Source organism: Lentilactobacillus sp. TOM.63, assembly GCF_030361045.1.
Lineage (GTDB): Bacteria > Bacillota > Bacilli > Lactobacillales > Lactobacillaceae > Lentilactobacillus > Lentilactobacillus dabitei.
In genome coordinates, this window is record NZ_JAUCAP010000111.1 from 1 (window position 1) to 6,121 (window position 6,121).

Sequence of the window (6,121 nt, forward strand, 5' to 3'; positions counted from 1 at the left end):
GGATAATTTTTCATAGCTTAAACTCGCTTTTTACATAGAAGTATATCAAAAATCATAGATCTTGGACAGCTTCTTAGGGCTTTCTAAAAGTACGTATTATCATTGGAAACACTATCAGACAAGTCGTCATGATAAACAAGATACGATTTTAAAAAGCCAGATCTTTGAAATTTGGAAAAATAATTATAAAGCCTATGGTTACCCTCGGATCACAATTGCCATGAGAAGACTTGGTGTAGTCATTGGCCCCAATCGTGTCTACCGATTAATGCAGGAGTTAGGCATTCGATCACTAATGGGGCAGCGTTTTAAGAAGCCAGGCACTCATGTAGATTATTCTCAACGGCCTAACTTGATTAAGAACCATCCAATCGGAACTATTTGGCGTGCTGACATAACCTACCTAGAACTAAGACCAGGCACTTGGGTTTATCTAAGTACCATCTTTGACCAAGCTAGTAAGCAAATCATCGCTTTCAAAATTGGCAAGGAGATGGCATCGAAACTGATTATTAAGACATTGTTGCAAGCCTTGAGCAGGGCTTCTAAGCCAACCTTTTTGCACTCTGATATGGGTTCACAATACACCAGTATTGCTTATGAAGGCCTGTTAAAGCGGCACCTGATTAGGCATTCATATTCCAAACAAGGTTATCCATATGATAACGGTCCGCTCGAAGCTTTCCATTCGCTACTTAAACGAGAATTTATTTTTCAAACACGTTTTACTAGTTTTGAGGACTTAGTCCTCAGAGTTGAAAATTACATTAACTGGTATAACACCGAAAGAATTAGGATAAACGGCTAATTTTTTTAGTACCAAAACTTGACGTAGGAGCACATCTAATGGTTGGGTTGGCAGGTCCATCTGCATCGAAGCCACTTTTTCTAAGTCGACAGCTTGCTCACCGTGATTAATCAACCGGGCGCTACGCGTGATAACTGGCCGATCCCGATAAATCGTGTAGGCTAATCCGAGTGTCACTCCTAATGTGGCATCTCGCAACGTCACAATCAAAGTTTGGGCTTCATCCTCATCTTCGGCATAAGTTTGTGGCAAGCTTCTTTTTGACATTAGCACCCGTCGATGGCACTAATCCTTGGCCCATCACCGGAAAATGTGCCGCACTGTTGATTTCGTTGAAGGTCATCCAGTACTTAACCTTTGAAGCATAACGCGTTAAGATGGTCCGCGCGAAAGTTTCGTAGAATTCAATCAAATACCGGTTCTTCCAACCACCATACCGTTTGGCCAAGTTCAATGGCAATTCATAATGTGAGATTGTAATCACTGGTTCAATATTATTGGCCAAGCATTCGTCAATCACATCATCATAAAACTTTAATCCGGCTTCGTTAGGTTGCGTTTCATCACCATTTGGAAAAATTCGTGACCATGCAATTGAGAAACGGTAACACTTGAAACCCATTTCGGCAAACAGTGCAATATCTTCTTTGTAATGATGATAGAAATCAATACCTTCATGGTTTGGATAGGTGTACTTATCTGTATCGATCGTCCAGTCAAAATCTGATTGACTAACGATTTTAAATCGGTCTTTGCCACCTGGTAACGCATCCGCAATCGATAAGCCACGACCACCTTGCACTATCTATGGGTTGTTACGTGATAGTTACCAATTGAAAGAGGTCAGTGCACCTAAGGGATATCAATTAGCAGATACGGTAATCGTAACTTCTACAAATTTTGATTCAAAAGGGGCCGTTATTAAAATTATCGATAAGATTGAGAAAACCTCAGTTTCAGGGACGAAGACTTGGAGGGATAACAACAATCAAGATGGAATCCGTCCAAGTTCAATCACGGTAAACTTATTGGCCAATGGTCAACAAGTTGCAAGCAAGAAAGTTAGTGCCAGTGATAACTGGCAGTACAGTTTCGACAACTTAGCTGCTTATGCTAATGGTCAGAAGATTACCTACACAGTTACGGAAGATGCAGTTGCGGGGTACACCAGTACTGTTGATGGTTACAATATTACTAATACCCATAATCCGACAACGCCTAAGAAGCCCCAGGTTCCTAATAACCCGACAACGCCTAAGGAACCTCAAGTTCCTAATAATGGGAATAAGGTAACACCAAAGGATTTCACTCAAGGTAAAATGTACGATAAAACAAGTAGATTACCTCAAACAGGTGATGGATCATCAATGGGTATGATGTTAATTGGACTAGTGACGTTATTGCTAAGCTTAGGTTTAGTAGTTATAAGTAGATTTACTATTTGATCATGATTGAATGATCGTAAGCACTCCACAACGAACCGGGTTGAATCTTAACCATTGATGGTATCTCAGATCCCTGGGTTCAAACAAAAATAGCGGGCGACCAACGCAGTTTTCTGCGTTAGTCGCCCGCTTTGGTTTCTCTATTAAACACGACACGTGGCCTGAATTTCTGGAGCCCCCGGTAAATAAGCCTCAATATCTGGCGTGTTACGTTGCGTGTAAACCGTTAGTAATGGTTAAAAATACTTAAAGACGTCCAGTTTATTTAATTTTTCCATTTGTACAATACCAAACCAGATCGTATTAGCCTTTGCGCCTGCCGTTGGTTTTGTGAACAGACTTATTCTTTCGCACCAGCGTGGTAGAGTGGATCTGTTGCTCATCGTGGTTATTGTGTAAAGGTAGATCACAATGCTCAAAGATCTGGTAAACCCGGTCCTTTAGATTAAGGGCATTGTTAATCACATTGCGTAATAATTTTAACGGTGATTTCTTGATTGTTTCCTCGATTAACTAGTCGGCTTTGTGTTTCTAGGGCGTTAGCTTTTCACAACCGGGGTCTTAAAAAGATCATTCAAGGCTTCAGACATTGTTGGATGAGTATAGATCATGTCGCGTAATCTTTCGTAAGGTAATTTGGCCTTCATTGCCAATGCAATTAGATTGATGGTTTCATGAGCCTCAGCGGCATACAATGTTGCCCCTAAAATAAGGTGTGTTTTTTGATCAACGGTTACCTTATAAAGCCCGCGTTGATCCTCCAAGACACGGGCCTTTGGAATCGCCTTGACTGATAGCTTGAAGGTTTGTAAATCATAACCTGCACTCTTAGCTTGACGTTCATTTAAGCCGACGTTAGCCAGTGGTGGATTTAGGAACGAAGCAGTCGGTATCACCATTCGATCGGCCGTTGAGCGATCCCCCTTATCAAACAATTGATCTACAATAATACGAAAATCATCCAATGAGACATAAGTGAACATAGGACCGCCATTAACGTCGCCCAACGCCCAAACGTTTTGTACTGTGGTCCTTAAATGATCATCGACCTGAATAGCACCACGACTGGTTAAAGCAATATCGGTATTTTCTAGCCCTAAACTATTTATATTAGGCCGTCGACCGACTGCAACTAATACCGCATCAAATTTCGCAGTGTTGGTTTGATCACCTTGTTGATAATATAATGTAACCTTCTCACCATTATCTTTTACTTGAGTTAGTTGAGTCGCCGGTTTAATCTCGATCCCTGCGTCAGTCAGATCTGCTACGACCTCGGTCGCAATATCAGGATCTTCGCGCTCTAACAATCTGGTATGTTGGTCGAAAATCGTTACATGCGTACCAAAGGAATTAAACATTCCAGCAAATTCAAGGCCAATATAACCGCCACCAATAATTGCTAGTCGTTTCGGTTGTTTCTCCAATTCCATAGCTTCTTTAGACGTAAAAATCCGCTGACCGAATTCTAACCCTGGGATTGATGGCCAATTTGGAACCGCTCCAGTATTAATGAAGATGCGTTCACCTCTCACCTTCTTAGTTGTTCCATCACTCATTACGACTGCCAAAACATAATTGTCGATAAAACGTGCTGACCCATCCCAAATTGTTGCTAGTGGCTCATCAGCCACCATGTGATAGTTTTTGTCTCGCAACTGTCTAGTCATCTCACCACGCTTATTAACTGCCGTAGTAAAGTCTAAGCCACGTTGACCATTTAAAATTAAATTTTTAGATGGTAGGCAGCCAACATTGATGCAAGTCCCTCCATACATTTGTTTTGACCGTTCGATCAGAAGCACGGTCTCATCATGCTGCGCCAAGTACTTAGCTAATGTCTTACCCGCCTTACCAAATCCAATAATAATATTTTTAAATTTATCCATTGTTTTACCCGCCTTTTACTAGTCATTTGTTATTGCACTTATTATAAGTAATCAAATCGCCAAAAGCAATTTATATGCTCAACTACCTATTTATCTGACTTGACTTTATAGTCATCATTTCACCATCTTATTTGTCTTTTACCACAGTTTTCCCTCTAGTAGCTGATTTTATGACCTTCTTTACTTTTATAATCGTACTGTCTGGTAGGGTTTGCGCCCGCTCTTGGACCGCCCTACTGGACGCTTGTTATTTCCCATTGCAGCAGTATTATTAGCCTTGCTTGCTGAGCTTGCTAGTGTTGTAGCTTTCCTTTGCTGTCAAGAGCGGTTTTATTGCTCTTGGTTGATTTTTAATTTCCCTGTATAATGGATTGAGCAAGAAGTTTTAAGGGCGGTGGCTGTCTTTTCCCTTGTGAGGTGAGGCCCATGGGAACATGGAATAATCTTCAGGAAGGTTTCACAGTCAATGAGCGTCTTCCAGACACTCTCGTTGATGCTGCTGTTTGCAATGTTTATTTTAGCGTTGCTAACATACATCGACAAGAGGAACAAATAAAAAAGCCGCCCTGCGTAACTTTGGTCGGTTACAGGGCGACAATGTAGTTTTGTAATCTAGGCCACCGCCTTTAAAGCGGCTTGTACGGGAAGTCCTGCTTTAGCGGGACTTCCTTTTTCTGTCTATATTATAGCATGACTATAATTGACTTTCGACTATTTTTAATCAGCTTTCTAGCAGTTTTTTAGGGAACATACGTTTGCTTTTTGTGCTACAATACAGGTAAAAGCTAACGGAAGTGATGAAATTGTTTACTGATGATGAACCCCATGGGGTGTTTTTCTTAATCGATAACAAGTCCTTTTATACTAGTTGCGAAGCCGTTTCCCGGGGGCTAAATCCCTTAAAAGTCCCATTAGTGGTCCTTAGTGAAGCTGAAAATACCAATGGCGGACTCATTTTAGCCACGTCACCCGAAGCTAAGCACTTATTTCATCTTAAAGCCAACGTCTCCCGTAAACGTGACTTACCCAATGACCCCAGGTTGTGGGTCGTGCCACCGCGCATGAACCTTTATATTCAACGTAATTTGCAGATCAATCAGATCTTTCATCAATTTACTACTGAAAAAGAGGTTTGGCCGTATTCGATTGATGAAAGCATTCTTGATATGACCCATACTTGGCGGCTGTTTGGCAATTCCGTTCGCGAAGTGGCGCGCTTGATTCAAAAGATAGTTCGGCAAAAGCTAGGTTTGTATACCACCGTGGGAATTGGTGACAATCCGGTGCAAGCTAAATTAGCCTTAGACCTTTACGCTAAACATAATCATGAATTGATCGGTGAAATCCATTACGAAACTGTGCCGGATAAGATTTGGTCAATTGATGAGTTAACGGACGTTTGGGGTATTGGCCCCCGCATGGCCAAACGTTTGAACCGCCTTCAAATTCACAACATGTATGAGCTAGCCCACACTAACCCTTATTTGCTCAAACAGCAGCTGGGGGTCATTGGTAGCCAATTATTTGCTATAGCCTGGGGAATTCGCAAGTTCTGCCACGGGACTATTTTAACCAAGCCGAAATTGAAACGGTCATTAAAGAAATTGGGGAACAGATGGCGGCTCGGCTTCGGCACCACCATAAACTGGCAGGTTGTCTATCGCTAAGCATTGGGTTTTCCTCTGCCGCGGCAGAAGCAGATGGCCGCGGTGGCTTTAACCAGGCTTTAAAAATTGAACCGACTAACGACAATCAAGTTTTGACGCAACAATTATTGTGGTTATTCCGTCAGAATTGGGACGGTCAAGCTGTCCGGAATATTGGCGTTTATAGCAGTAAACTAAGTGCCAATTCCGGCCAACAACTTAATTTATTTGAAACCCCGCGCAACCAAATTCGCCGTAGCCGGTTAAACCAAGTGATTGATGAAATTCACCGGCAATTTGGGTTCACCAAACTAGTTTACGCGACCAGTTTAT

At 41.8% G+C, this 6,121-nt stretch carries 3 protein-coding genes and 5 pseudogenes; 4 read left to right on the forward strand and 4 right to left on the reverse strand.

Annotation, left to right across the window (positions count from 1 at the left end):
• Window positions 1-58 precede the first annotated feature (58 nt).
• Window positions 59-808: pseudogene (locus QUF07_RS13040) on the forward strand (IS3 family transposase); the annotation flags it as partial.
• A 27-nt stretch (window positions 809-835) separates the two neighbouring features.
• Here QUF07_RS13040 and QUF07_RS13045 read toward each other — a convergent pair.
• Window positions 836-1,066: pseudogene (locus QUF07_RS13045) on the reverse strand (glycoside hydrolase family 36 N-terminal domain-containing protein); the annotation flags it as partial.
• Window positions 1,059-1,601: pseudogene (locus QUF07_RS13050) on the reverse strand (family 1 glycosylhydrolase); the annotation flags it as partial. The pseudogenes QUF07_RS13050 and QUF07_RS13045, both read right to left, overlap by 8 nt.
• Window positions 1,602-1,761: 160 nt before the next feature.
• Here QUF07_RS13050 and QUF07_RS13055 point away from each other — a divergent pair.
• Window positions 1,762-2,253, forward strand: a pseudogene (locus tag QUF07_RS13055) (Cna B-type domain-containing protein); the annotation flags it as partial.
• 303 nt (window positions 2,254-2,556) lie between these two features.
• Here the strand turns inward: QUF07_RS13055 and QUF07_RS14150 are convergent.
• Entirely contained in the window at window positions 2,557-2,763 is a 207-nt protein-coding gene (locus tag QUF07_RS14150; RefSeq protein WP_225357878.1) for an IS66 family transposase, read from the reverse strand.
• Between the two features lie 29 nt (window positions 2,764-2,792).
• A complete protein-coding gene (locus tag QUF07_RS13060; protein WP_289427827.1) occupies window positions 2,793-4,142 on the reverse strand; it encodes an FAD-dependent oxidoreductase in 1,350 nt (449 codons plus the stop codon).
• Window positions 4,143-4,635: 493 nt separating this feature from the next.
• Between QUF07_RS13060 and QUF07_RS14155 the strand changes: the two genes are divergently transcribed.
• On the forward strand, window positions 4,636-4,698 hold the full coding sequence (locus tag QUF07_RS14155) for a putative holin-like toxin (RefSeq protein ID WP_230083882.1): 63 nt from the start codon (window positions 4,636-4,638) through the stop codon (window positions 4,696-4,698).
• 241 nt (window positions 4,699-4,939) lie between these two features.
• Window positions 4,940-6,121, forward strand: a pseudogene (locus QUF07_RS13065) (Y-family DNA polymerase); the annotation flags it as partial.